19 protein-coding genes are annotated in these 25,558 nt (G+C 68.5%); 1 reads left to right on the forward strand and 18 read right to left on the reverse strand.

The features are described 5' to 3' along the window. Positions 1–25 precede the first annotated feature (25 nt). From VEC57_02115 to VEC57_02140, 6 genes are all read right to left on the reverse strand, one after another. Complete coding sequence (locus tag VEC57_02115) at positions 26–2,371, reverse strand: heavy metal translocating P-type ATPase (GenBank protein HYB97905.1); 2,346 nt, start codon at positions 2,369–2,371, stop codon at positions 26–28. Between the two features lie 4 nt (positions 2,372–2,375). Continuing rightward, on the reverse strand, positions 2,376–3,116 hold the full coding sequence (locus tag VEC57_02120; protein ID HYB97906.1) for a pseudouridine synthase: 741 nt from the start codon (positions 3,114–3,116) through the stop codon (positions 2,376–2,378). 130 nt (positions 3,117–3,246) lie between these two features. Beyond that, on the reverse strand, positions 3,247–4,047 hold the full coding sequence (gene scpB / locus VEC57_02125) for an SMC-Scp complex subunit ScpB (protein ID HYB97907.1): 801 nt from the start codon (positions 4,045–4,047) through the stop codon (positions 3,247–3,249). After that, positions 4,044–4,886 (reverse strand): segregation/condensation protein A, encoded by an 843-nt coding sequence (locus tag VEC57_02130; protein ID HYB97908.1) that lies wholly within the window; start codon positions 4,884–4,886, stop codon positions 4,044–4,046. Before VEC57_02130 ends, scpB begins: the two co-directional genes overlap by 4 nt. After that, positions 4,886–5,902, reverse strand: coding sequence for a tryptophan--tRNA ligase (gene trpS / locus VEC57_02135; protein HYB97909.1), 1,017 nt, complete (start codon positions 5,900–5,902; stop codon positions 4,886–4,888). The genes VEC57_02130 and trpS overlap by 1 nt, the downstream gene beginning before the upstream one ends. Then, positions 5,899–6,573: a site-2 protease family protein gene (locus VEC57_02140; protein ID HYB97910.1), complete on the reverse strand. Its 675-nt coding sequence runs from the start codon at positions 6,571–6,573 to the stop codon at positions 5,899–5,901. The genes trpS and VEC57_02140 overlap by 4 nt, the downstream gene beginning before the upstream one ends. A gap of 141 nt (positions 6,574–6,714) precedes the next feature. Between VEC57_02140 and VEC57_02145 the strand changes: the two genes are divergently transcribed. Continuing rightward, positions 6,715–9,792, forward strand: coding sequence for a CHASE domain-containing protein (locus tag VEC57_02145; GenBank protein HYB97911.1), 3,078 nt, complete (start codon positions 6,715–6,717; stop codon positions 9,790–9,792). Here the strand turns inward: VEC57_02145 and xerD are convergent. The 12 genes from xerD to VEC57_02205 all read right to left on the reverse strand — a co-directional run bounded on the left by xerD (position 9,789) and on the right by VEC57_02205 (position 25,467). Further along, the gene (gene xerD / locus VEC57_02150; GenBank protein HYB97912.1) at positions 9,789–10,703 is read right to left on the reverse strand and encodes a site-specific tyrosine recombinase XerD; all 915 of its coding nucleotides are present in this window, start codon (positions 10,701–10,703) and stop codon (positions 9,789–9,791) included. The two genes, VEC57_02145 and xerD, sit on opposite strands and share 4 nt — an antisense overlap. 3 nt (positions 10,704–10,706) lie before the next feature. After that, positions 10,707–13,448: a [protein-PII] uridylyltransferase gene (gene glnD, locus VEC57_02155; protein ID HYB97913.1), complete on the reverse strand. Its 2,742-nt coding sequence runs from the start codon at positions 13,446–13,448 to the stop codon at positions 10,707–10,709. Positions 13,449–13,460: 12 nt separating this feature from the next. Next, positions 13,461–14,579 carry an N-acetylmuramoyl-L-alanine amidase gene (locus VEC57_02160; GenBank protein HYB97914.1) on the reverse strand — a complete coding sequence of 373 codons (1,119 nt, stop codon included), beginning with the start codon at positions 14,577–14,579 and terminating at the stop codon, positions 13,461–13,463. A 157-nt stretch (positions 14,580–14,736) separates the two neighbouring features. Next, the gene (mutS, locus tag VEC57_02165; GenBank protein HYB97915.1) at positions 14,737–17,436 is read right to left on the reverse strand and encodes a DNA mismatch repair protein MutS; all 2,700 of its coding nucleotides are present in this window, start codon (positions 17,434–17,436) and stop codon (positions 14,737–14,739) included. Then, a complete protein-coding gene (locus VEC57_02170) occupies positions 17,433–19,019 on the reverse strand; it encodes a VWA domain-containing protein (protein ID HYB97916.1) in 1,587 nt (528 codons plus the stop codon). The genes mutS and VEC57_02170 overlap by 4 nt, the downstream gene beginning before the upstream one ends. Positions 19,020–19,024: 5 nt before the next feature. After that, a complete protein-coding gene (locus tag VEC57_02175; protein ID HYB97917.1) occupies positions 19,025–20,431 on the reverse strand; it encodes an AAA family ATPase in 1,407 nt (468 codons plus the stop codon). Positions 20,432–20,494: 63 nt separating this feature from the next. Continuing rightward, a complete protein-coding gene (locus tag VEC57_02180) occupies positions 20,495–21,235 on the reverse strand; it encodes an RNA polymerase sigma factor (protein HYB97918.1) in 741 nt (246 codons plus the stop codon). Beyond that, complete coding sequence (locus VEC57_02185; GenBank protein HYB97919.1) at positions 21,232–22,140, reverse strand: alpha/beta fold hydrolase; 909 nt, start codon at positions 22,138–22,140, stop codon at positions 21,232–21,234. Before VEC57_02185 ends, VEC57_02180 begins: the two co-directional genes overlap by 4 nt. 172 nt (positions 22,141–22,312) lie before the next feature. After that, entirely contained in the window at positions 22,313–22,828 is a 516-nt protein-coding gene (locus VEC57_02190) for a lipopolysaccharide assembly protein LapA domain-containing protein (protein ID HYB97920.1), read from the reverse strand. Continuing rightward, positions 22,825–23,322, reverse strand: coding sequence for an HIT domain-containing protein (locus tag VEC57_02195; protein HYB97921.1), 498 nt, complete (start codon positions 23,320–23,322; stop codon positions 22,825–22,827). Before VEC57_02195 ends, VEC57_02190 begins: the two co-directional genes overlap by 4 nt. Positions 23,323–23,345: 23 nt before the next feature. Next, on the reverse strand, positions 23,346–23,693 hold the full coding sequence (locus VEC57_02200; protein ID HYB97922.1) for an integration host factor subunit beta: 348 nt from the start codon (positions 23,691–23,693) through the stop codon (positions 23,346–23,348). 22 nt (positions 23,694–23,715) lie between these two features. Next, positions 23,716–25,467 carry a 30S ribosomal protein S1 gene (locus VEC57_02205; GenBank protein HYB97923.1) on the reverse strand — a complete coding sequence of 584 codons (1,752 nt, stop codon included), beginning with the start codon at positions 25,465–25,467 and terminating at the stop codon, positions 23,716–23,718. Positions 25,468–25,558 lie beyond the last annotated feature (91 nt).

The raw sequence follows: 25,558 nt of genomic DNA on the forward strand, positions 1-25,558 counted from the left end.
GCGCAAACAGGCGGCAGATTCGCGGTCAGATCCGAACGCGCGACAGCCTCAGCGCGTTGGCGATGACGGAGACCGAGCTCAAGCTCATTGCTGCAGCCGCGATCATGGGGCTGAGCAGCCACCCGAAAAGCGGGTACAGAGCTCCCGCCGCCACCGGTATGCCCAGCGCGTTGTACGCGAACGCGAAGAAGAGGTTCTGGCGGATGTTGGCCACGGTCGCCGCGCTCAGTCGCCGGGCGCGCGCGATGCCGCGAAGATCGCCCTTGACCAGAGTGACATCGGCGCTCTCCATCGCCACGTCGGTCCCCGTGCCCATCGCGATGCCTACCTGAGCCTGCGCCAGTGCCGGCGCGTCGTTGATGCCGTCGCCTGCCATGGCCACGCGCCTGCCCTGCTCCTGCAGCCGCACGACGTGATCGCGTTTCTCTTCGGGCAGCACCTCGGCCACGACGTCGTCGATTCCCACCTCGCGCGCGACGGCCTCGGCCGTCGTGCGGTTGTCGCCGGTCAGCATGACCACGTGCACGCCCTGGTCGCGAAGCGCGGCGACGGCCTCGGCGCTGCCGGTCTTGACTGGATCGGCAACGGCAATGAGGCCGACGAGCTCCGTTCGGCGCGCGACGAACAGCACCGTCTCGCCGCGAGCTCGCCGCTCGCTCGCGCGCTCGAGCACGCGCGCAGGCACCGTGATCGCGCGCTCCGCGAGCAGCGCGGCACTGCCGAGCAGCAGCTCGGCGCCCTCGACATCCGCGCGCACGCCCTTTCCGGCGATCGCCTCGAAGTTCGCTGCCGTCGGAACCGCCAGGCCGCGCTCGCGCGCGGCAGCAACGACGGCGGCGGCGATCGGATGCTCGCTGCCGCGCTCGACGGCCGCAGCCATCGCGATCAGATCACTGTCGCTCAGAGGCGGCGCCGGCTCGGCCGCCACCAGCGTCGGCTTGCCGGCAGTGAGCGTGCCGGTCTTGTCGACGACCACCGTGTCCACCGTACGCAGCGCCTCGATCGCTTCGGCGTTGCGAAACAGGATGCCGGCCGAGGCACCTCGTCCCATCGCCACCATGATCGACAGCGGCGTGGCCAGACCGAGCGCGCACGGGCAGGCGATGATGAGCACCGAGACCGCGCTCAGCAGCGCATGCGCCATCGCCGGCGGCGGGCCGAAGAGCGCCCATGCGGCAAAGGCCAAGGCTGAGGCGACCAGCACGGCGGGAACGAACCATGCCGCCACCTGGTCCGCCAGACGCTGAATGGGCGCGCGGCTTCTCTGCGCCTGCGCCACCATGTCGATGATGCGGGCGAGCAGCGTCGCGCCGCCGACCTTCTCGGCGCGCATGAGGAGCGTGCCGCGGCCATTGACGGTGGCACCGACGACGCGATCCTGCGCCTTCTTCTCCACCGGCTCGGGCTCGCCGCTGATCATCGACTCGTCGACGAAGCTGGAGCCCTCCAGGACGACGCCGTCCACCGGCACCTTCTCGCCCGGACGGATGCGCAGCACGTCGCCCTCCTTCACCTGCGCAAGCGGCACGTCTTCTTCCTGGCCGTCGCCGGACACCCGCCGCGCCGTCTGCGGCGCCAGACGAAGCAGTGCGCGGATCGCCTCGCCGGTGCGGCTGCGCGCGCGCAGCTCGAGCACCTGTCCGAGCAGCACCAGCGCGACGATGACGGCGGCGGCCTCGAAGTAGACGCCGACCTCGCCGTGCTCGTCGCGGAACGCGCGCGGAAAGATCGCCGGAGCGGCGGTGGCGACGAGGCTGTAGACGTAGGCCACGGCAACGCCGATGCCGATCAGCGTGAACATGTTGAGGCTGCGCGCCCTCACCGATGCCACCGCGCGCTGATAGAAAGGCCACGCGGCCCACACGCACACCGGCGTGGCCAGCACGGCCTCGGTCCACACGCGCCAGCGCCCCGCCAGCGCATGCGCGAGAGAGCCGAGCGGCAGCATGTGCCCCATCGCCAGCACGAGCACGGCCGCGGCGAGCACGCCGGAGATCGCGAAGCGGCGGGTCATGTCGCGCAGCTCGCTGTCGTCTTCGTCGGCGCTCGGCATCATCGGCTCCAGCGCCATGCCGCACAGAGGGCACGGGCCCGGGCCGTCCTGGATGATTTCCGGATGCATGGGGCAGGTGAAGCTGGCGCCTGCCGCAGCGGCCGCAGCCTGCTCCTGCTGCGCGCGCGCCACGCGCTCCGGATCCAGGAACGCGCCGGGATCGGCGCCAAAGCGCTCCGCGCATTTGTCCGAGCAGAAGAAGTACGTTGTGCCGCCGTGCTCGAGTCGGCGCGGAGAATCGGCTGCCACGCTCATGCCGCAGACCGGATCGCGATGCGGCTTCTCGGGCGTCAGCTCGAATTTATCGGCGCCGGCCATCGCCTCAGCGCACCGCGCGGGAGCGTCTTGCGTCGTCCATGCCGACGGCGGCCTTGAGCGCGGCCACCTCGCTCTGCCGCAAGCGGCGCGCGTCGCCTGTGGGCAGCGAGCCGAGCGTGAGCGGACCGAGCGCCTCGCGCCGCAGCTTTTCGACGCGGATTCCGAAGGCCTCGAACATTCGCCGCACCTGCTGATTGCGGCCCTCGCGGATGCGCACATCGACCCATGCCGTCTGCGAGCCGCGCCGCTCCACTTCGCGCACGTAGGCCGGGCCGGTGTAACCGTCGCGCAGACGAACGCCCGAGCGCAGGTGATCGATGATTTCGCGCGAGGGTGCCGGGCTCACCTTGACCGCATACGCCTTCTCGATGTGGAAGCTGGGATGGGTCAGACGCTGCGCCAGCTCGCCGTCGTTGGTCAGAAGCAGCAGCCCCGAGCTCGCGTAATCGAGCCGACCCACTGGAAATAGCCCGTGTCCGCCGATGGCTTCGACGACGTCGCCGATGCAGAAGCGGCCCTCCGGGTCTTTCATCGTCGTCACGCAGTTGACGGGCTTGTGGTAGGCCCAGTACTCGCGCGGACGCTCACTGCCAAGCAGTCGGCCGCGCACCTTGACGTGGTCCCGCCCCGGAACGGCGCGCGCGCCCGGCTCGGTGATCACGCGTCCGTTGACCGTGACCTCGCCGTCCTCGATGAGCTGCTCGGCCTGCCGCCGCGACGCGAGACCGGCGCGCGCGATCAGCACGTGAACGCGGACGCCCTCGGCGGCCGCCTCGGCAGTCTCGGTGCGAGACGGCTTCGGTCGCGACCGCGGCGGAGCACCGGCGCGACCCGTCGTTTTCTTTCTGGCAGGAGCGGCCTGCGCGCGCCCGCGGTCAGGCCTCTTCTTCTTCGGCGCGGCCTGGCCCGCCGCCGGCTTGTTGACCGTCGCGCTCTTCGTCGCCCTCGCCTTCTGCGGCGGCGATGTCTTCGCGCGTCCCTTCGGCGGGCTGGCTCCCTTCCTGTCCGGTGGCCGCTGCGGCATCGTCGTTCTCCAGCGGCAGGATACGCGCGCTTTCTGCCTCGGTGAAACCGCCCTGCTCCGACATCCGCTCGAAGTCGCTGCCGAGCTCGGGCAGCGTCGGCATGTCGCGCAGGCTGCGCAGGCCGAACAGCTCGAGGAACTCCTTGGTGGTGGCGTAGACGAGCGGACGGCCCGGAACGTCCTTTCGGCCGATCACCTTGACCAGGCGCCGCTCCACGAGAGATTCCAGCACCGCCCCGCTGTCGACGCCGCGCACCGTCTCGATCTCCATCCGCGTCACCGGCTGCTTGTAGGCCACGATGGCGACGGTCTCGGTCGCTGCGCGCGTCAGGCGCTGGGGCCGCTCGCGAAACAGCTTGCGAACGTAGCGCTGGTGCTCGGGCGCGGTGCGAAGCTGCCAACCGCCGGCCACCTCGACCAGACGGATGCCGCGCGTCAGCAGGTCGACCGAGAGATCCTGCAGGGTGGCCTTGACCTCTTCGACGGTGGTGCCTTCGACGATGTCGCAGACCCTCTTGGCCGGAAGCGGATCGCCGGACGCGAACAGCAGCGCCTCCAGCACCGGACGCAGCCGGTCCACCGGCCACAACCCGCCGGTCCCCTGCTCCTGGCCGGAAAGCTCGTCTTCCTGCACTTCCTGCTCGTCGCTCACGTCATCTGCTCGCTCGGTGGTTGCTCGTCCTCGCCGTTGCCGGCGGCGATCAGCCCCTGCATGGCCGCGCTGGCAGGTCCGTACATCTCGGTGAGATCGGCGATGGTCTCATCGATGTCGTCGCCGACCAGCGTGACGTAGATGGGGCCGAAGCGGCCTTCCTGCTCCGCGACCAGCACGCCGAGCTTGGCCAGCTCGAGCACGCCCAGGAACGTCGCGATGATCAGCCCGCGCGGCGCCTCGTGCACGAACAGGTCGTGGAACTCCAGACGGCCGCTCTCGCGCAGCCGTGCGACCATCGTGCGGACAGCGTCGGAAACGCTGTACTGCTCGGCCGAGATCGTGTGCGGGCGGCGGGCGGCCGCCTTGGCCAGGACGCGGCGCAGGGCCTCGAACAGGTCGGCCAGCTCGAGGCGGCGCAGCGGCGCCGGCTGATCGTCGGCCGAGGGCTCGGGCGGCGTGGGCGCGCGCCGGAACACGTCGCGGTCCAGGAGCAGGCGGTCGCGCAGCTCTTCGGCCACCTCGCGGTAGCGCTGATATTCGGCGAGCTGGCGGACCAGGTCCGCGACCTCCTCGTCCTGCTCCTCCTCGTCTTCGTCGTCGCGTGGAAGCAGCAGACGCGACTTCATGTACATGAGCGAGGCGGCCATGACGAGATATTCGCCCGCGACGTCGAGGTTGAGTTCCTCGAACATGCCGAGGTAGGCCAGGTACTGATCCGTGATCTGCGCGATGGGCAGGTTGTAGATGTCGAGCTCGTTGGTGCGCACGAGGTGCAGCAGCAGGTCCAGCGGGCCTTCGAAGGCATTGAGCCTGACCGTGTAGGTAGGCGCGACCATCAAAGCCCCATCGCCTCGCGCACCTGTGCCATCGTCTCCTTGGCGACCTGCGTGGCGCGCGCGCAGCCGTCGGCGAGCACGTCCTCGGCCGTGCCCGGTTTTTCACCGAACCGGCGGCGTCGCTCCTGGATCGGCGTCAGCTCGGCGATCACGTGCTTGATCATCACCTTCTTGCAGTCCACGCAGCCGATGGAGGCGGTGCGGCAGCCCACGGTCAGCTCGGCCTTCTCTTCCTCGGTGCAATAGATCTCGTGCAGGCGGAACGCGGGACAGTCCTTCGGGTCGCCGGCGTCGGTGCGCCGCACGCGGCGCGGATCGGTCATCATGCGGACGAGCTTGTTGTAGACCGTGTCGGCGTCGTCGCCGAGCGAGACGGCGTTGCCGTAGCTCTTGCTCATCTTGCGCCCGTCCGTGCCGGGCACGCGCGCCGCCTGCACGACCATGCCGGCGGGCTCGGGGAAGACGTTGCCGTAGAGATGATTGAAGCGGCGCGCGACCTCTCGCGTAAGCTCGATGTGCGGGAGCTGGTCCTCGCCCACCGGCACGGCATCGGCCTTGTAGAGCAGAATGTCCGCCGATTGCAGCAACGGATAGCCGAGAAAGCCGTAGGTGGAGAGGTCGCGGCCTTCGAGCTGCTGCTGCTGCTCCTTGTAGGTGGGCACGCGCTCCAGCCACGGAACCGGGATGATCATCGAGAACAGCAGGTGCAGCTCGGCGTGCTCGCGCACGTGCGACTGCCGGAAGATCACGCACCGCTGCGGGTCCAGGCCCACGGCCAGCCAGTCCAGCACCATCTCGCCGGTGCTGTGGCGGATATTCTTCGGATCGGCGTAGTCGGTGGTCAGTGCGTGCCAGTCGGCAACGAAGAAGAAGCAGCGTGACCTCTGCTGCAGCGCCACCCAGTTCTTGAGCGCACCATTGAGGTGTCCCAGATGAAGCGCGCCGGTCGGGCGGGTGCCGGAGACGACGACCGCCGGAGCGACCGCTGCCTGCGTGCTGTCTGGCTGACCGTTCACGACGTTCCGAAGACGAGGCCGATGGCGCCGAAAACGAGGCCCATGACCGGATCGATCACGCGATGCAGGACGTTGGTCAGCAGCAGCGTCAGAACGATGAGGAAGCCGTACGGCTCAACCTGCGCGAGCGACTCGCCGAGCTGGCGCGGCAGCAGGCCGACCGCCACCCGCCCGCCGTCCAGCGGCGGGATCGGCAGCATGTTGAAAACCGCCAGCAGGACGTTCAGCTGCACGCTCATCTTGCACATGAGCGCCACCGGCTCGGCCACCTGAAAGCTGCCCTCGCCGCCGTCGGCGCCGCCCGTGGACAGCGACGCCACCGCCGTCAGGAGGCCGGCGCTGAGGAACGCCAGCGCCAGATTCATGCCGGGGCCCGCCGCGGCCACATAGATCATGTCGCGCAGCGGATTGTTGAGGCGATGGAAGGCCACCGGCACCGGTTTTGCCCACCCGAACAGGAAGCCGGCGCCGCTGAGCAGCAGCAGCCCCGGCAGCAGGATCGTGCCTAGCGGATCGATGTGCACGAGCGGATTCAGCGTCAGGCGTCCTTCGACCGCCGCGGTGTCGTCGCCCAGACGATTGGCCACGAAGCCGTGCGCCCATTCGTGGAACACCACGGCCATGAGAAAGGGCACGACCCAAAGGGCGAGCATCGCTGGATCGAAGTGCATGAGGTGCAGGTCTTGCCGCCGGCAGACCGTGTGCCGAGCCATACCAGCGGCTCTACGGGGCGGCAACTCGGCAAATCTGCGCAAAACCGACGCCGGTGGCGCAAGTTGCGGCGTCACCCTCACCGTGATTGTTGCGCGGCCGTGACCCCGGCGATCCGCCGCAGCGCGATCCCCTTCGCCATTCTCTTCGCCGTGGCCGCGTTCTCGCTGGTCGCCGCGCGACTGACGTGGACGGCGGCTTCCGTGCGCGACCAGGCGCGCTTCGAGAATGCCATCAGCAGCACCAAGGACCGCCTGGAAGGACGCGTTCAGGTATACATCGATGCGCTGACCGCCGCAGCGGCCTACGTCGATGCCAATCCCGATGCCGGCGTCGAGGGGCTGTCGGCCTTCCTCAAACGCCTCGGCGTCCACAGACGCTATCCGGGCGTGCAAGGGCTCGGCTTCGCCGAGCGGATCGAGCCGGAGCGGCTGGCCGAGCGCACGGCCGAGATGCGAGCGGGGGGATTTCCGACCTTCCGCGTATGGCCCGACACGCCGCGCGACCGGTACACGGCCATCGTCCTGCTGGAGCCGCTCGACCGCCGCAACAGGGCGGCCATCGGCTACGACATGTCGACGGAGCCGGTGCGCCGTGAAGCGATGGATCGCGCCCGCGACACCGCCTCCCCGGCGATGTCCGGCCGGGTGATGCTCGTCCAGGAGATCGATCAGGCGAAGCAGGCCGGCTTCCTGATCTACGTTCCCGTCTACCGCACCGCCTCGGTGCCAACCACCGTCGAGGAGCGCCGGCGCGAGCTGCGCGGGTATGTCTATGCTCCCTTCCGGGCCGGCGACCTGCTGCGCGGCATCTTCGGACGCGAGCGCGAGCCGCGGGTCGCCTTCCGCGTCTACGCAGGCGACGCCCCCATGGCCGAGAGTCTGCTGGCGCGAGAAGAGCCGGCGCAATGGCAGGACGAGCATTCGCTCTACCGCGCAACGACCACTCTGACGATCGCCGGGGCGCCCTGGACGCTCGAGTTCTCTTCTCTCCCTGCCTTCGACCAGGTGTCGGGACGGCCTCTGGCCTGGCTCGTAGGCATCGGCGGCACGGGCATCGGCCTGCTGCTGTTCGGCCTGGCGCGCGCTCAGGAGCACCGCCGACGCTATGCCGAAGACGTTGCCGCTACGCGCAAGCGCAGCGAGGACCGGCTGCGCATGATCACCGACACGCTGCCGGTGCTGGTCGCGTATGTGGACGCGGCCGAACGTTACATTTTCGCCAACGGCACCTATCGCTCCTGGCTCGACCTGGAGCCGCATGAGATCGAAGGCAGGACTCTTGCCGAGGTTCTCGGTCCGGATGCCTACGCGATCGTCGCGCCACGAATGAAGGCTGCGCTCGCCGGCGACATGCAGGCCTTCACCGTCGAACTGCCCTACCGCACCGGCAAGCGCCACGTGCGCGTCGAGTACGTTCCGCACCGAGAGAATGATGCCGTCGTCGGCGTCGTCAGCCACGTCAGCGACGTCACCGAAGCCGCCCAAGCCGCGCGAGAGCGCATGGAGCTGCTGGCGCGGGAACGCGCGGCACGCAACGAGGCCGAGACCCTCAACCGGATCGGCCGCAGCCTCGCCGCCGAGCTCGAGACCGAGAAGCTGGTCCAGATCATCACGGACGAGAGCACGCGCATCACAGGAGCCCAGTTCGGCGCTTTCTTTCGCAACGCGGTGGACGCGCAGGGCGGCCACTACCTGCTGCACACGCTGTCCGGCGCGATGCGCGACCGCTTCGACCACCTGCCTCCTCCTCGGGCGACGGCGATTTTCGCGCCGACCTTCGCCGGCGCCGCGCCCGTGCGACTCGACGATGTGCGCAAGGATCCCCGCTTCGGACGCAACGCTCCATACTTCGGCCTTCCCGAGGGGCATCTTCCGGTGGTCAGTTATCTTGCGGTGCCCGTCGTCTCCTCGACCGGAGAGGTGTTTGGCGGCTTGTTCTTCGGCCACGCCGAGCCGGGAAAGTTCACCGAAGAGCACGAGCGCATCGTCGTCGGCATCGCGGGCCAGGCATCCATCGCACTGGACAACGCGCGTCTGTACGAGGCTGCCAAGGAGGCCGACCGACGAAAGGACGAGTTCCTGGCGATGCTGGCGCACGAGTTGCGCAACCCACTGGCGCCCATCGTCAACTCGCTGCAGGTGATGAAGCTCAAGGAAGGCGACGCGGAGGCGCGAGCGCACGCGCGCAGCGTCATCGATCGGCAGGTCCACCGTATGGTGCGCCTGGTGGACGACCTGCTCGACGTTTCGCGCATCACCAGAGGCAAGATTCAGCTACGGCGGGAAGTGGTCGATCTGCGCACCATTGCCGAGCGCGCGGTCGAAGCTACGCGCAGCGTGGTCACGTCGCGGCGGCACCGGATCGATGCGAACCTGTCGCCGAAGCCGGTCCTGGTCCTGGCGGATCCGGTTCGGCTCGAGCAGGTTCTGACCAACCTTCTCGACAACGCCGCCAAGTACACCGAGTCTGGCGGGCAGATCACGATCAACGTGCGGGACGAAGAGAGCCAGGCGGTCGTGGAGGTACGCGACACGGGCATCGGCATTCCGCGTGCGAGCCTGCCCCACATGTTCGACCTCTTCGTTCAGGCGGACCGGACTCTGGACCGGGCCGCCGGCGGCCTCGGCATCGGGCTGACGCTGGTGCGACGCCTGGTCGAGCTGCACGATGGCCGCGTCGATGCGCACAGCGACGGCCCCGGCACCGGCAGCACGTTCGTCGTGCGTCTGCCGTTGGCCAGGGCCGTCATGGCGCCGGCCGCCGCGGCGCCGGACGCACAGCGGCCGGCGCCGCGCCGGCGGCTGCGCGTGCTGGTGGTCGACGACAACGCCGACATCACCGGGACGTTCTGCGAGCTGCTGTGGACGCTGGGGCACGAGGTGCGAACTGCCGACTCGGGGCCTGCGGCACTGGAAGTCGCGCGCGAGTTCGCGCCCCAGCTCGTGCTCCTCGACATCGGTCTTCCCGGCATGAGCGGGTACGAGGTTGCGCAGCGCCTGCGCCGACAGCCCGAGCTCTCCACGGCCCGCATCGTGGCCGTGTCCGGCTATGCACAGGAATCCGATCGGCGGCAGGCGCGCAGCGCCGGCTTCGACGACCACCTCGCCAAGCCCGTCGATTTCGCCCGCCTCGAGCAGATCCTGAGCGACGTGCAGGAGCGCGCGGCTGAAGGCTAACGCAGCTTCATCCGCGAGCGCGGATGATGCTCCTTGTGCACTTCCTGCAGCCGTGCCGTGGCGACGTGGGTGTAGATCTGCGTCGTGGTGATGTCGGCGTGTCCGAGCAGGAGCTGCACCGAGCGCAGATCGGCCCCGCCTTCGAGCATGTGCGTGGCGAAGGAATGTCGCAGCACGTGCGGCGAGACCCGCTCCACGCCGGCGCGCGCGGCGAGCGTGGTCAGCCGCTTCCAGAAGCCCTGACGCGTCAGCTTCCTTCCGCCGCGCCCCAAAAACAGCGCGTGCGAGCGTCCGAGCGGATCGAGCTCGGGGCGCCCGCGCTCCAGATACTCCTCGAGCGCGGCGAGTGCGGCCGATCCGATCGGCACCGCCCGCTGCTTCGAGCCCTTGCCGATGACCGTCAGATAGCCGTCGCTCAGATGCAGCGCCGCGGCCGTCAATCCCACCAGCTCCGAGACGCGCAGGCCGCAGCCGTAGACGAGCTCGAGCATGGCACGGTCGCGCAGAGCCAGCGCGTCGTTGCCGGCCGCCGCTGCGAGCAGCTCGAGGATCTGCTCGAGCGAAAGATACTTCGGCATCGGACGGCTGCGCCGGCCCGGCCGCAGGTCGCGCACCGGGCTGACCGCGAGCCTGCCTTCGCGAACCAGGAACTTGAACAGGCCGCGCACGGCCGACAGGCATCGTGCGCGTGAGGACGGCGCCAGGCCTTCTTCGGCCAGCGATTCGAGAAACATCACCAGATCGTCGCGCTCGACCTGATCGGCCTGCGTGCGCCCCGCCTTCGTCATGGCGGCGAGGAACCGCCTGAGGTCGTTGGCGTAGGCGTCGAGCGAGTTGCGCGCCAGTCCCTTCTCGGACGCCAGATGATCCATGTACTCGTCGGCTGCGGCGTTCAGCGGCGAGTCGGCCATGGCTCAGATGCTGACCTGATAGGGCGCCGCCTGCGGGCGCGGCGTCGCCGCGTCCGTGGTCAGCGCGGCAATGATCGAGTCTCCGATCGCATTGAGCCGATCCTGGTCCTCGACCTTTCGTCCGTGCGAATCGGTGACGTAGAAGACATCGAGCACCTCGGTCAGATGTGTCGAGATCTTGGCCATGTGGATGTCCAGGCCCACGCGGAACATCTCGTTCGACACCAGGAACAGGAGCGCCGGACGGTCGGCGGCATAGACGTCGATGACGGTGAAATCCTTGGAGAGCCGGTTGTCGATCTCCACGCGTGCATACGTGCGCCGCGCCGCCTTCTCGCCGACGCGGCGCGTGCGCCCCATCAAGGCCTTGCGCACCATCTCCTCGACGTCGACCACTCCGGCGAAGACGCCCTCGAGCGTCTCGCCGACCTGCTCCCACAGCTCCGGCGAGGTGGCGTCGGCGCCGGTGGCCAGATGCTCGATGCGAAAGACGTCCAGCGCCCAGCCCTCGGAGGTGGTGACCAGCCGCGCATTGAGGATGTTGAGGCCGTGCGCCGAAAGCGCTCCGACCATGTCCTTGAACAGGCCGCGGCGGTCGTGCGCGCAGATCGTGAACTCGGTGAAGCCGCGTTCGGGGAAGTGCTCGACGCCGTAGCGGAAGAGCGCGTTGCCGACCGATTCGTAGAGCCGCCAGTGGTCGATGATCCTCTCGTCGGGATTGCCGAGGAAGTAGGACGTGGGAAGCGTCTGCAGGAACGAGGACAGACGCGCGCTCTCGGCCTGGCCGGCCGCGCGTTCGATCAGGCGGCGCCGCGTGCGCTCGGCGCGGCTTTCCATGTCGGCTTCGGTGATCTGCCCCTTCTCGAACACCTCGACTGTGCGCCGGTACAGCTCGGCCAGAAGATGGTCCTTCCAGCCGTTCCAGATCTGCGGGCCCACCGCACGCATGTCGGCGAACGTCAGCAGGTAGAGCAGGCTCAGGTTCTCGGCGGTGCCGACCTGCGCGGCGAAGTCCATGACGAGCGCCGGATCCTCGATGTCGCGCGTCTGCGCGAGCATCGACATCGTCAGGTGGTTGCGCACCAGGAATTCGAGCGTGCCGCGGTCGTCCTCGTGCATGGAGAGGCGGTCGGCGATGTCGCGCACCATCAGCGCGCCGCGCTCATCGTGGTCGCCGCCGTAGCCCTTGCCTAGGTCGTGGAACATCATGGCCAGGAAGAGCAGCTCGGGCCGGTCGCAGTCACGCATGGTCTGCGTCAGGAACGGGCTCTTGTGCGCAAGCTCGCCGTTTCGCAGCGCCTCCAGCTCGCGGATGCCGATCAGCGAATGCTCGTCCACGGTGTAGACGTGGTAGTAGTCGTGCTGGACCATGCAGAAGAGGCGCCCGAACTCGGGAATGAGCTTTCCGAGCACGCCCAGCCGGTTCATCTGCGCCAGCGTGTCGTAGACGCCTTCCTTGGCCCTCAGGATGTCGAAGAAGATGTCGACGGCGGCCTTGGACTGCGCCACTTCGGGCGTCAGCGTCGCCGCCTTCTGTCGCACCAGCTCGCGCGTGCGCGATGCCAGGCGCACGTCGTGGCGCTGGCAGTCGCGGAAGATCGCGATGAGGTTCACCGGGTCCGCATCCAGCACCTTCTCGTCGACGACGAGTCGGTCGTTCAGTATGCTGACGCCGCTGCGCAGGTTGCGCTGGCTGACCAGGCGCCGCAGCAGGCCCGTCCGCCGCTCCGGTGCGCTCAGCAACCGGTCGACGATGTCGTCGGTGATGCGCGCCATCACCGCCGCGTGATGGTAGTAGTCGCGCATGAACATGTCGCCGATGGAGTTGTTGCCCTCGGCCTGGTAGCCGAACCGCTGCCCCACCGCCAGCTGGCGCTCGAACGTCAGATGATCGTTCTTGTTGCTGGTCAGGAAGTGCAGCGAGTTGCGCGTGCGCAGGAGGAACTCGCGCGACGCCGACAGCTCCTCGTACTCCTTGCTCGTGACGATGTCCTGCTCGCGAAGCCCCTCGAGGTCGCCGACGTCGCGGATGACGCGCGCGATCCACAGCGCCGCGTTCAGGTCGCGAACGCCGCCGTGCCCTTCCTTGACGTTCGGCTCCAGGATGAAAACCGAGCCCCCGTAGCGCGACCGCCGGCTGCGGGACTCCTCCATCTTGGCGGCGGTGAAGCCCTCGACGTCGGTCGACGCCAGCTTTCGGCGCACCGCCGTCTCGTAGTCGCCGGCCAGCTCCGGACTGCCGCACAGGAAGCGGCCGTCCAGAAGCGCCGTCTTGATGGTCAGATCGCTCTGGCCGAGGCTGACGCATTCGGCCGCATCGCGCACGGCATGGCCGACCTGCAGGCGCGCATCCCACAGCGTGTACAGCAACGATTCGGTGACGGTCTCCACGAACGGCGTGACGCCGCCCGAGTGCAGCACCAGCAGGTCCACGTCCGAGTAGGGGCACTGCTCGCGGCGGCCGTAGCCGCCGAGCGCGAAGACGGCGCAGTGCTGGCGGGTGCGCGCGTAGCGGCGCGCGTAGCGCTCGATCGAGGCGTCGAAAAGAAAACGGATGAGATGGTCGAGGCTGGAGGCCAGCCGCGTGACGGTGTCGATGCCGTTGGCGCCGGCCCAGTGCGCGGCCTCGAGCTCGGCACGCACCGCTTGGACGTACTCGCGAGCGACGTCGGAGAGCTTGCCGCCGACGCTGCCGGGCGCGGGCAGCAGCATCGCACGCGTACCGCCTGCGTCCGTGATCGCCATCAGCAGCTCACCTCACAGCGGCGAGGCGACGCTGGTGGACAGGAAGTTGGCGATGCCGCCGACGATGCCTTCGGCGGCCATGTCGCGATAGCTTTCGGAACGGATGCGCAGACCTTCTTCACGATGCGTCAGAAACGCCGCCTCGACGAGCACGCTCGGGACGTCATTGTCCGTCAGAACGTAGAAGCGTCCTTCCTTGACGCCGAGGTCGCGCACGGCCTTGTAGCGCATCCCCAGATGTCGCACCAATTCCTCTTGAATGCTGCGGGCCAGCCGGGGACTGGCCGCATTCCTGCCCGCGCGCGCAGATCGCACCCCTGCTCCACCCCGCTCCGCCTTCGGCGCGGACCGGCCCGCGCGCGCGTAGTACGTCTCCACCCCGCTCGCGCCCGCATTGCCGCTGGCGTTGGCGTGGATCGACACGAACAGATCGGCATTCCACTTGCGTACCATCGCGCGCCGCTCCTTCAGCGGAACGAAGACATCGGTCGTGCGCGTCATGACGACGTCGACGTCCAGGCGCTTGCGCAGCCGCTCGGCCACCATGTTGGCGATGGCCAGCACGATGTCCTTCTCGTACTCGCCCGCCCATACCCTGGCTCCCGGGTCCTTCCCGCCATGCCCGGGATCGATGACGATGAGCGGGCGCGCCGACAGGCCGGCGGGAACGGCCTCGTGCGGCTTGCGCCGAGCCGGCGCCGGCTCGATCGACGGCCGGGGCGCTCCGGGCATCGTGCGCGTCAGACGCACGAGCAGCTGTCCGGCGCGCGAGCCCGGCTCGACGGACGCATCGACATGGTCGGGATGATGGATGCGGATGCGAACGAGGCGCCGCTCCGGCACCGCGATGATGGAAACACCGTCGACCAGCGAGTCGGCCACCGGCACCAGCCGCGGCGTTCGCGCATCGAGCTCGGAATCCTGCAGCTCGAGCAGGTAGCCGCCGTCGGCGGCGCCGGCGCGATAGGCGACCTCGCCGTCGCACACGACGACGACGGCGGTGCCCGCGGCCGTGCGATCGACCGCGACCGAGCGCACGAGCGCCGCCTCGCTGGTAACCGCCGTCAGAGAGAGAAGAAGAACGCTCCCACGCGCGAAGGCCGGGAGCGCGGGAAGGAAACGCCGCCGCACCTCCACCTCCACCGCAACCTCGCGATTATGGCGCCGGGGCGCGCTCCGGCACAAGGCTGCGGCCCTCCGTGCGCCGCTCCTTGATCGGATCGAGTCATGGCGCGCCCGATCGATGCGGCTGGCGAACCGCGACTCGGTCCAGTCGGAAGGCGCGGCTTTACTGCGCCGCCTTGGCCTCCTCGACCAGCCGTGCCAGCAGGTTGAGCGCTTCGAGCGGCGTCATCGCGTTGGCATCCAGCGCCGCCACGCGTGCGGCAAACGCCTCGGCCGCCTCGGCGCCGGCGGCCGTGGCGGAAGACCTGGCGCTGGAGAAAAGACTGAGCTGGCTGCTGCTTGCAGGGCCGATTCCCTGGCCGCTCTCGAACCTGGCCAGAATTGTACGGGCCTTCTCGATCACCGGCTCGGGCACGCCCGCAAGACGGGCGACCTCGATGCCGAAGCTGCCACTGGTCGGCCCCGGAACGATGCGGTACAGGAAGATCACGCCGCGCTTGTAGCGCCGCACCGCGACCGAGAAGTTCTCGACGTGGTCGTGCTCGGCCTCCAGCGCCGCCAGCTCGTGGTAGTGCGTGGCGAACAGGGTCTTGGCGCGCGCCTTGCCCATGGCCTCGGCCACGGCCCAGGCAATCGAGATGCCGTCGAAGGTGGAGGTTCCGCGGCCGATCTCGTCGAGGACGACCAGGCTGCGCTCGGTCATGTCCCGGAGGATCGCCGCAGTCTCGCTCATCTCGACCATGAACGTCGACTGGCCCGCGGCCAGATTGTCGCTGGCACCGATGCGCGTGAAGATGCGGTCGACCAGAGGAATGCGCGCCGCCGTGGCCGGGACGAAGGAGCCGCAGTGCGCGAGCAGCACGATGAGCGCGACCTGCCGCAGGTAGGTCGACTTGCCGGCCATGTTGGGGCCGGTGATCACCATCAGCAGGCGTGAGTCGGCGCCGAGCCGGCAGTCGTTGGGCACGAACGTCGCGCCTAGCCGGGCCTCCACCACCGGATGCCGCCCGCCGACGATGTCGAGCTCGCCGCTCTCGTGGAGCTGCGGACGCACGTAGCCGCGCTGATGCGCGACCTCGGCCAGACCAGCGAGCGCGTCCAGCGCCGCCAGCGCGGCGGCGGTGCGGCCAAGGCTCGGCTGCACCGGCGCAAGCTCGGTCATCAGATCGCGCAGCAGGTGCGCCTCGAGCGCATTCAGCCGCTCCTCGGCCCCGAGCACCTCGTTCTCGCGCGCCTTGAGCTCGGGCGTGATGTAGCGCTCGGCGTTGGCCACCGTCTGCTTGCGTGTGTAGGAGGCCGGCGCCAGGTGCTGGTTGGCCCGTGTGATCTCGATGTAGTAGCCGAACACCTTGTTGAAGCCGACCTTGAGCGAGCCGATGCCGGTCCTTGCACGCTCCTCGGCTTCGAACGCGAGGATCCACCCCTTGCCGTCGCGGCTGATCGAGCGCAGACGGTCGACTTCCTCATGGAAGCCGCCGCGAATGACTTCGCCCTTGCCCACCATCGCGGCCGGCTCGTCGACGAGCGTGGCGCGAATACGCTCGGCAACCTGCGGCAGCGGATCCAGCTCGCCGGCGTAGGGCGCGAGCGCTTCGGCGCGCTCGGCCCCCTGCAGTCGCTGGCGCACCAGATCGACCAGAGCGAGCGCGTCGGCCAGGCGTGCCACGTCGCGCGGGCCGCCGGTGCCGGCGCCGATGCGGCCGATCAGGCGCTCCAGATCTCCGATGCGCCGCAGCGAGTCGCGCAGGTCGCTGCGGAGCGCGTAGTCTTCCACCAGCGCCTCCACCACCGACAAGCGCGCGCCGATGGCGTCGAGGTCGGCAAGCGGGCGCAGCAGGTAGGAACGCAGCGCGCGCCTGCCCATGCCGGTGGAGCAGCGGTCGAGCACCGACACCAGCGCGCCGCGGGCGCTGCCGTCGTACGCTTCGAGGATCTCCAGGTTGCGGCGCGTGGCCGCGTCCAGATGCAGAAAGCCGCGCGGGTCATAACGCACCGGCTCGCGAAGGTGCGAGACGTTTCCGCCCTGCGTGGCGGCCACGTACGCGCGCAGCAGCTGGCAGGCGGCACGTTCGGCTCCGCGCGCGGCCTCGCTTCCTCGTGCGACGCGATCGACTGCGGCCGCAGCGCCGGCTTCGACGTCCGCAGCCGCGAAATCGCCGATCAGACAGCGCGGCAGCGCCGTGCGCAGGCGCTCGATGAGCGCAGCGTCTTCACGCTCGCGCATGACCAGCTCGGTCGGCGACAGCGCCGCCAGCTCCTCGACCACCGCCTCGACCGAGGACAACTCGGTGGCCCGCACCTCGCCGGTGGAGAAGTCGGTGATGGCCAGGCCGAACCCCGCGCCGTGCGACACCAGCGCGGCAAGGAAGTTGGCGCGCTCGGGCGCCAGGCTCTCTTCGTCCAGATTGGTGCCGGGCGAGATGATGCGCGTGACCTCTCGCCGCACCAGCGCGCCCTTCTCGGGCGGATCGAGCTGCTCGCAGATCGCGACCTTGCGTCCCGCCTCGAGGAGGCGGGCCACGTAGGGACGCACCGAATGATACGGCACGCCGCACATCGGGATGGGGTGCTCGTCGTTGCGGTTGCGCGAGGTCAGCGTCAGGTCCAGCAGCTCGGCCGCCTGCTCGGCATCCTCGAAGAACATCTCGTAGAAGTCGCCCATGCGGAAGAAGACGAGCGCGTCCTCGTGCTGCCGCTTGACGTCGAGGTACTGCTGCATGGCCGGCGTCAGCTTGCCCTGCCACAACGCCCGGCCGGCTTTGGACGGCGTCGGGGCCGGCTCCGGCGCGGCGGGGGCTGCCCCTCCCACGCCCGAGCGCTGGCCGGCGCGCGCCGGCGTCACGTTCCCGGACGCCGCGCTCATACGACCTTCTTGCGCTTGGCCACGTGGTCGACGAGCACGAAACGGCCGAGCTGGTCGGGCGTGGTGTAGAAGGCCCGTCCCTTGTTGATCGCCGTCATGCGCTGCACGAACGAGCGCAGCGGCGGGCTGTCGTCGAGCATGAACGTGTTGATGCGAACGCCGCGCCGCGTGACGCGTTCGACTTCCTTGAGCGTTTCCACGGTCGCGCGCGTCGACAGGCCGCCGATGCTCATCGGCCACTCGCAGAACAGGCGGCCCTCGTGGAAGTAGGCGGTGGGTTGGCCGTCGGTGATGACGATCATCTGTTGCGTGGCCGCCGGATGGCGCGAAAGCAGGTCGGCGCCCAGGCGCAGCCCGTCCTGCAGGTTGGTGAACGGGTCGCCCATGTTCCAGGTGACCTCGGCCAGATCGGCGGGCCGCAGCTCGACCGCGCGCGTGTAGAAGCCGACCAGGCCGAAGTAGTCGCGCGGGAAGCGCGTGCGCATCAGCGTTTCCATCGCCAGCGCGACCTTCTTGGCCGCGGCGAAGCGTCCTTCCCAGCTCATCGACCAGCTCATGTCGAGCAGCAGCACGGTGGCGGTGCGCGTCAGGCGGTGGCTTTCCTTGACGTGGACGTCGGCCGCCTGCACGGCAACCGGCGTGCCGGTGCCGCGGGACAGCGCCGCACGGACGGTGGCGGCCACGTCCAGGACGAAAGGATCGCCGAACTCGTACGGCTTCGCGTCCTCGGTGTGCATCTCGCTGGCGCCGCGCTTGCGCGTGTCGTGGCGGCCCGAGGCGTCGGCGAGCAGATCGTGCAGGATTTCGCGCAGCGCGATCTGCCCCAGACGCCGCGCGCCCTTGGGCGAGAGAACGTAGCGGCCGCCCTTGGTCACGACATAGCCAGCGTCGGTCAGCGCGCGGGCGAGCTGCTGGAGGCGCAGGATCTGCTCGGCGATCTCCTGGCCGAGCATCTCGCGCACCGCATCGGGATCGATCGAATCGAAGTCGCGCTCGAGCAGCGCGCGCTCCAGCTCGCGCAGGCGCTCGTAGAACTCGAGCATCTCCAGGGTCTGCTCGAAGTCGAGGCTGTCGGGGCCATGGAACTGATCGCGGTAGCGGCGCTGGAAGCGCTCGACCCGCCGGATGTCGTCGCCGCGCTCGGAGAGGTCCTCGAACGCCGCGCGCGCGTCGCGGTCGTCGAAGGGCCAACGCGACATCTGCATGAGCGCCTCTTCGAGGATGCGCGAGAGGCCCTCCAGGTCCTGCTGGCGCCGGCGCTTCTTCTCGCCCGGCGGCATCCGCTCGGTCGCCTCCTGCTCCATCCCGGTGATCTCGTCGAGATCGTTCCACGGCTGCGCCAGCGATCGCTCCAGGTTGTACTTGTTGTGGAACTCCTCGATCGCCTCGCGCACCTTGGCCGCCAGCTCGTCGATGCCGGCGACCTCGAACTCCTCTCCGGCCATTCCTTCGCGCAGCAGACGGTCGAAGGCCTCGGCGAGGTCGTCGCTGTAGCCGAGATGCTCGGCGAGGCGGTCGAAGACCGCATCCGGATCGAGACGGACGCGCTGGGTGCCGTCCCAGATGGTGTAGCGCAGCCGCATCGAGGCTAGGCCGCGTAGGAGAGGCGCCCTCCCTGGCGCTCTCGGTTGAGCTTCTTGAGAAGATGCAGCCCCTCGAACACGAACTCGATGGCCGCCGCGGTCAGCCCCGGGCTCTCGAAGGGGCCGAGATGCTCGATGACTTCGCGAAGGCCGGGAATCGAGGAGAGGCCTTCGAGGTAGTCGGCGGCCGGCATGCTGTCGGAGACGGCCACGCCCCAACCCTGCCCCATGTACTCGAGCACGGGCTGGAGCTGCGCCACGCTCAGGCGCGAATCGAAGACCGTCTTGACCGCCACCGACAGCAGACGATCGACGACCGCGGCCTCCTTGGCGGAGTCCAGACCGTATTCGAGTTCGAGCTTGCCGTTGGTGGAGGCGAAGAGCGCGTGCAGGTCGCTGATGCGCGGGACGATCTCGCTCTCGCCGCAGCGGACCGCGCGCTTTTCGGCGTTGGCCAAAATCGTCTCGTAGTTGTTGATGCTCACGCGCACGCTCACGCCCGAAGACTGGTTCACCTCGGGCGCCTTGCGCGCTTCCATCGTCATGCGCGCGATGACTTCCTTCATGAAGTCGGGGACGCGCACGGGCCGGCCGCTGCGATCGGAGCCGGCCACCTCCTGTTCCATGATCGCGATCTCTTCGGCGACGGTGCGCGGGTAGTGCGTCCGGATCTGGACGTCGAAGCGGTCCTTGAGCGGCGTGACGATGCGGCCGCGGCTGGTGTAGTCCTCGGGATTGGCGGTGGCCACGACCACGACGTCCAGCGGCAGCCGGATCTTGTGCCCCTTGATCTGCAGGTCGCGCTCTTCCATCAGGTTGAACAGGCCCACCTGCACCTTCTCGGTCAGGTCGGGCAGCTCGTTGATGGCGAAGATGCCACGGTGGGTGCGCGCGATGATGCCGAAGTGAATCGCCTCCTCGTCGGACAGGTAGCGGCCCTCGGCGATCTTGATCGGATCGATCTCGCCGATGAGGTCGGCAACCGTCACGTCGGGCGTCGCCAGCTTCTCGCCGTAGCGCGCATCGCGCGCGATCCAGACCACGGGCAGTTCGCCGCCCTCGGCGGCGGCGCGGCGCCGGCACACGGCGCACACCGGAGCGAAAGGATCATCGTGAATCTCGCAGCCGGCGATGGCGGGAACCTGCTCGTCGAGCAGGTTGATGAGGGCGCGAATCAGACGGGTCTTGGCCTGACCGCGCTCTCCGAGCAGCACCATGTGATGGCCCGACAGAACCGCGTTCTCGATCTCGGGGATGACCGTCTCTTCGTAGCCGACGATGCCGCCGAAGACCGCGCGCGCGCCCTCTTCGCTTGCCAGCAGCGCCAGGAGGTTCTCGCGCATCTCGTCGCGAACGCTGCGCGTCCGGTAGCCGCTGGCCTGGAGCTCGGCGAGGGTGGCAGGGCGCTGCATCGGGGCGGACTATAGGCGCGGCCCCGGGCACCGGCAACGAGGCTGGTGCGCAGGCGGAGGGCCTCAGATCGAATCCACGATCAGCCGCATCATCTCCTTGTGCCAGCGACCGAGTGGAGCGCTGCGCCTCTCCCGGACCAGATCCAGTCGCGCGTCCACGTCACGGGCGGAATGCTGCAGCGGATCACCGGCGCCGGCGCCGAAGAAGCGATCGAGCTCGACGCACTGGTGACAGGCGCCCTTCCTGGCCACCAGCGCGCAGGACTCGGAGTAGATGGCCGTCAGGCGCGCCCGTGCCGACTGGATCCAGCCCTTGGCCTGCCCGAACGTCGCCCCCATCGCGTCGGCCACTTCCTCGACCGTGAAGCCGTACACCTCCTTCATCAGCAGGGCCGCCGACTGCTCAGGGCCCACATTCTGCAGCGTGCAGGCGAAGCAGACCGTCAGATGCTCGACGGCGATCGAGCGCGTTTCCGGCGAGCCGTGGAGCGCGCGCGAGGATTCGATGAACGATGGCGTGTTCTCCGCGCGCTTTCGGCATTCCCCGAGCACCGACTCGTGCCGGGTCGCGTGGCGGCGGCGGTGGTCGATGCCGAGGTTGGTGGCAACGCGAAAGAGCCACGCGCGCAGCTCCGATGCCGTGCTCGGAACGTTCTCCGCTTCGAGCATGCGCACGGCGGCCTGCTGCGCGATCTCTTCGGCGACGTCCTCGCGCAGCACCAGCCGCGTCAGGTACGCCGTCAGCTCCGGGCGCGCCGCCTCGTAGGCGGCCGCCAGCGCCTCGGCTCGGCTCGGCTCGCTCATGCGCACATCTCCACGATCCTGTCCTTGCCGCCCAGCCCGACCTCTTGCCACCACGCCACGAAATGCGCGAGGCATTCCTCGAATGCCTCTTCCTGGAAGTAGTGCCCGGCGTTGGCGAGCACGTGCGTGCGATGGCGCGGGAAGACCGCCTCCAGCCGCTGGCGCTCGCTCGCCCGGAACGCGATGTCGCCGTCCGGCCACAGCAGCAGCAGCGGCAGGTGACGCAGCCGCGCCAGGCCCGACTCCACCTCGCGCAGGAACGCGCTGCTGGCGCGGATCTCGCGCGGGAAGACGTGCGTGGGAAGACGCGACTGCGCGGTGGGAAAGGGGCCGCGATACGCGCGCATGACGCCGGCGGGAAGCCTGCCGCGCCGCAGTCCCATGGGAATCATGACGTTGACGAAGAAATTGAAGTTGCGGATGAGCCAGCCACCGAACGGCCCGCCCATGAAGCTCGAGAAGCGCTCGAAGTGCGGGTCGCCGTCGATCGGCCATGCCCACGTGTTGCCGAGCACGAGCGCATGGAAGCGATCGGGCATGCGCGAGGCCGCGCCCAGGCCGATGGGGCCGCCCCAATCGTGCGCGAACAGCGTCAACTCGCGGAGCTCGAGCCGTTGCACCAGCTTCTCAACGACGGCGCTGTGGCTGGCGGGGCGGAAGTCGTAGCCGGCCGCGGCGCGCGACAGGCCGAAGCCGGGATAGTCCAGCGCAATGCAGCGAAAGCTTCCGCGCAGCTCGCGGACCAGCCTCCGGTACACGAAGGACCACGTCGGGTTGCCGTGCAGGAACAGGATGGCCGGCCCCTCCCCTTCATCGACGTAGTGGACGACGTGGCCGTCCAGCGGGACGAAACGGCTGAGGAAGGGATAGTCGCGGCGGTCCAGCCATGAAGGATCGTCGTTCATGTTTCTTTCTCCACGCCGGGAGTCGGGTCTGGACGAACCGGTTGGCGTCATTCCAGAAACGACTCCTCGACCGTACAACGATCGAACAGCGTGTTTCGGATGGGCCGGAGGAGAAAAAAGAGCGCGCGTGCCGATCGTGGCGCGCTGCCGCGACTGGAGTGCCGGTCGAGGGCTACTGCGCCGGCGTGATGTCGGGCAGCGCCGGAATGTCCGCGTCGGCAGCGGCGGCGGCCGCTTCGGCCTGCGCCGCCAGCTCCTCGGCCCGCGCGCGATGGCGCGCCGCTTCGAGCTGCGCCTTGGTGGCTTCCTCTTCGGCGCGGTCCGCTCGGGTCTGTGCCGCCGCCAGCTCGACCTGCTTGGCCTCGAGCGCGGACCTGGCCTGATCGAGCTCGCTCGTGAGCCGCTCGACGTCGGCGCGCAGCTTGCCGTTGACCTTGGCCTGGCGCCGCACGGCAAAACGCAGTCTGGCGTGCTCGACGAACGTGCCGGTGCCGGCAATCAGCGCGCCGGCCACCAGCGCCGCCAGAAGCAGCAGCGCGAGCGGAATGTCGATGGCCGCGCCCTCGGGCCGCGGCATGAACTGGAACGGCGGCAGATAGAAGAATTTGACCGGCGCCATGTTGACGCTGGCCAGAGCGATGCCGGCCACGATGAGGATGAGCAGCAGGATGGTGCGCAGGATCTTCACGCTTCCTCCGTAAAGAGCGGCAACAGACGCTCGTAGGTATCCTGCAGATGTTGCGGGATCACGCGCGTATCAGCGAGCATGGGCATGAAATTCGTGTCGCCTTCCCACCGGGGAACGATGTGCCAGTGGAGGTGGTCGGCGATGCCGGCCCCACCGCAGCGGCCGAGATTCATTCCGATGTTGAAGCCGGCGGGCGAAAACGCCTTCTGGAGCACTCGCACCGAGCGCTGCAGGTCGGCGTGGACGGCGGCGGCGACCGCAGGCTCCAGCGCCGCGAAGTCTGCAGTGTGCGTTCGCGGGGCCACCATCAGATGCGCGTTGGCGTACGGATAGAGGTTCATCAGCACGCTCGAATGCTCGCCGACGCGGAGCACGAGGCCGCTTGCCCGCTCCTCCTGCGACACCAGCCTCGGCTTGTCACAGAAGATGCAGCCCGGCTTCGAGTCGCCCTTCTCGATGTACGACAGGCGCCAGGGCGCCCACAGAACACGCACGCGTCAGCGCATCCGTCTCGACGTCAGGAGCGCACCGAGCTGAGGCCTGCCTCGGGAGCGGAAGCGGCCAGCTCGTTCTGCTCGTTCTCGTAGCCGTCGTCGACGCGCTGCTTGAGCTCCTTGCCGACCTTGAAGAACGGCACGCGCTTGGAGGCGACGGCGACCAGGTCTCCGGTCTTGGGATTGCGTCCCTCGCGCGCCTGTCGCTGCTTGACCACGAAGCTGCCGAAGCCGCGAATCTCGATGCGGTCTCCCTTGCAGAGCGCCTCGGTCATGCTTTCGAACACGGAGTTGACGATGACTTCGGCATCGCGCCGCGAATAAGCGGGATACAGCCGGACAATCTCGTCGATCAGGTCTCTCTTGGTCATCTGATCGGGCCCTCCAGCCGGCCTACTCTCCCTTGCCGGTTTCCTCGCGACTACCGCGCCGCGCCAGCTTTTCTTGGATCATATCGCCCAAGGTGACGCTACCCCCGCGGCCACTGCCCGAGGCCTCCGAGGACATGTAGGCCCGCATCTCCTCCTTCTCGGCCGACTGCATCAGCGACCGGATGGACAGCGAGATGCGGCGCTCGCGGATATCGACCTGGGTCACCTCGGCCTCGATCTGCTGGCCGGGCTGGAAGAGGTCGCGCGGGTTCTCGACCCGCTCGCGGCCGATCTGGGAAACGTGGACCAGGCCCTCGACGCCCTCCTCCAGCTCCACGAACACGCCGAAGTCGGCGATGTTGGTGACCTTGCCGTGGATGCGCGTGCCGACCGGATAGCGCTCGTTCATGCGGCGCCACGGGTCTTCGGTCAACTGCTTGAGGCCGAGCGAGAGGCGTTCGTTCGGGATGTCGATGCCGAGGACGACGCACTCGAGCTCGTCGCCCTTCTTCACCATCTCCGAAGGATGATGGACCTTCTTGGTCCAGTGCATGTCGGAGATGTGCACCAGCCCGTCGATGCCTTCCTTGACGTTGACGAACACGCCGAAGTCGGTGACCGAGGTGACCTTGCCCTTGACGCGCGTTCCCACCGGATGCTCGATCGGCAGCATCTCCCAGGGATTGGGCGTCACCTGCTTCAGGCCCAGCGAGATGCGCCGGTTCTCGGGATCCAGCGACAGCACGACCACGTCGACTTCGTCGCCGACGCTGAGCACCTGCGAAGGATGCGTGACGCGTTTGGTCCAGCTCATCTCCGAGACGTGCACGAGGCCCTCGATTCCGTCTTCGATTTCGACGAACGCGCCGTAGTCGGTCAGGCTGACGACCTTGCCGTGCACGCGGCTGCCCGGGAAGAGACGGTCGGCAACCGTCAGCCAAGGATCCTCGCTGAGCTGCTTGAGCCCGAGCGAGATGCGATGCGAGGTCGGGTCGTACTTGAGAACGACCACGCGGATGACTTCGCCCGGCTTGACGACTTTGGAAGGATGGCTGACGCGTCCCCAGCTCATGTCGGTGACGTGCAGCAGGCCGTCGATGCCGCCGAGGTCGACGAAGGCGCCGTAGTCGGTGACGTTCTTGACGGTGCCTTCGAGGATGACGCCTTCTTCGAGAACCTTGAGGGTCTCCGCGCGCATGACCTCCTGCTCCTTCTCGAGCAGGGCCTTGCGGGAGACGACGACGTTGCCGCGGGCGCGGTTGAACTTGAGAATGGAGAACTGGGTGGTCTCTCCGATGTAGCGATCCAGGCTGCGGGTGGGACGGGTATCGACATGGGAGCCGGGCAGAAACGCGAACACTCCCACATCCACTTTGAGGCCGCCCTTGACGCGGCCGACTACGGTGCCTGTGACCGAGCCGCCGGAATTGTAGGCTTCCTCGATGGCCTTCCACACGACGTTCTGGCGGGCGCGCTGGAAGGACAGGTGCATCTCACCGCCGTCGCCGCCGGTGGACTCCACGTAGACATCGACCTCCTGACCTTCCTTGACGAGCAGGTTGCCCTGGCGGTCCTGGAACTCCGAGATCGGGATCATCCCTTCGGACTTGTATCCGATGTCGACGGTGACCATCTCGTTGTCGATCGACACGATATGGCCTTTGACGATCTCGCCCTGCTGAACGGGACGGACCGAGGCTTCGAACATGTCTGAGAAGCTCTCCGACGCTGCGTCGCGCTGGGTCATCTCATGCTGGGCCTTCTCCTGCTGCATCAAAAAGGAATCCTCCGGTTGATTGACGCCCGAACGGGCAACCACCTGCATAACGCGCTGCGGCTGCCAGTTCAAGGGAACGGCAGGATTT

This window comes from Candidatus Limnocylindrales bacterium (assembly GCA_035626395.1).
Taxonomy (GTDB): domain Bacteria; phylum Desulfobacterota; class Binatia; order UBA1149; family CAITLU01; genus DASPNH01.